The 1,805-nt window shown below is 41.8% G+C and carries 1 protein-coding gene; it reads right to left on the minus strand.

The features are described from left to right. The coding region (locus tag CLV33_RS17405; protein ID WP_211297580.1) for a fibronectin type III domain-containing protein at positions 1-1,805 on the minus strand (1,805 nt) is incomplete at both ends.

Genomic DNA, 1,805 nt, shown 5'->3' on the forward strand with positions numbered 1-1,805 from the left:
GTTTGACCAGGGAACTCGTTGGCATCGTTATCATCACAATCTGGAGTTGCAGGTGCAGTCAATGAATATCCAGCAGGCTGCTCACAAGCGGTCACCGAGGTTACGCTTCCGAAGAAGGTATCGCTATCGTTATCCACACCGATGTACCACGTTTGACCAGGGAACTCGTTGGCATCGGTATCATCACAATCTGGAGTTGCAGGTGCTACTAAAGAATAGCCAGCAGGCTGCTCACAAGCGGTCACTGAGGTTACACTTCCGAAGAAGGTATCGCTATCGTTATCCACACCGATGTACCACGTTTGACCAGGGAACTCGTTGGCATCGTTATCATCACAATCTGGAGTTGCAGGTGCCGTTAAGCTATAGCCAGCAGGCTGCTCACAAGCGGTCACCGAGGTTACGCTTCCGAAGAAGGTATCGCTATCGTTATCCACACCAATGTACCAAGTTTGACCAGGGAACTCATCGGCATCGTTATCATCACAATCTGGAGTTGCAGGTGCAGTCAATGAATAGCCAGCAGGCTGCTCACAAGCGGTCACCGAGGTTACACTTCCGAAGAAGGTATCGCTATCGTTATCCACACCAATGTACCAAGTTTGACCAGGGAACTCGTTGGCATCGTTGTCATCACAGTCTGTGTTATCAGCGACGTAACCCGCTGGTTGAGAACCTGCTACTTGACTTACATTTGGATCTCCGAATCCGTCGGAGTCTGTATCAGCATACCAGGTTGTTGAGGAAATAGCACTAGCAGTGATACTTACCTCATCTATAGCTATATCGCTTCTATAGCTTGTACCTGTTGTTCCTGCAAAACGTAATTTTATAACTTGATTATCATAATTACTTAGGTTTATATTCATTTGTAACCAATCGCTAGTTTCATTTGTTTGTTGTTGGCCTTCTAAAATAGGGTCGTTCACTATATTTCCTGATGCGTTTAATTTGCTCCAATTTGCTCCATTGTCAATACTAACATCAACCGATAAATCTCCCATGCCACCATTATTTTCATCTGTCATGTGATAATAGAAAGAAAAATTGGCATTTTCATAACCTGTTAAGTCTATACAGGGGCTTATCAATGTTATCGTAACTCCCTGGCCTACATTTGTTGTAGCATTAGCGTTTGATGCTTCAGTATAAAAAAAGCTTCCAGTTGTAGAGCCACTTGTATTTTGAAAAGTAAAATCCCTATTTGGTCCAGTGTCATTTGAAGTAGTTGGACCTTGAGACAATGTCCAATCCTCATAATTAGTTCCAGGTACATCATTTGCTCCTTGCGCCCAGTTTCCAATACCACTATCAAAATTCTCAGTATATGGAAAAGATGAAATAGTATCACCAGTACAAGGCACTACTGTTGCAGTAGTAAAGTTGGTAGAACTGGAATAGCTAGATGTAGAACTCGTACATCTACTTCTAATTTGAACTTCATAATCTGTAGAAGAACTTAACCCGGTTAAGGTAGTTGATAATCCACTAAAATCATTAATCTCTATCCATGTTCCAGAGCTAGTTTCTTTATAGCGAATATCGTATGTAGCCGAAGGAATATTATCCCATGATATTGATGCACTAGCTGTAGTTATACTAGAAACTGTAAGCCCTGTGGGAACGGATGTTACGCAAGGAATAGGTTTTCCGATAATCTTAAAGTCATCAAATACAAAGCCATCAAAAGTTGTAGGGTATCCATCTGCCCTATTAGTATTGTCGGAATCAAATACAAAACGGAAACGTGCATTTGTGGCACCGAACAGGAAACTATTTTCTGTACCATCAATTAAAATTTCTTC

The sequence above is a fragment of the Jejuia pallidilutea genome (genome assembly GCF_002973595.1).
GTDB classification, from domain to species: Bacteria; Bacteroidota; Bacteroidia; order Flavobacteriales; family Flavobacteriaceae; genus Jejuia; species Jejuia pallidilutea.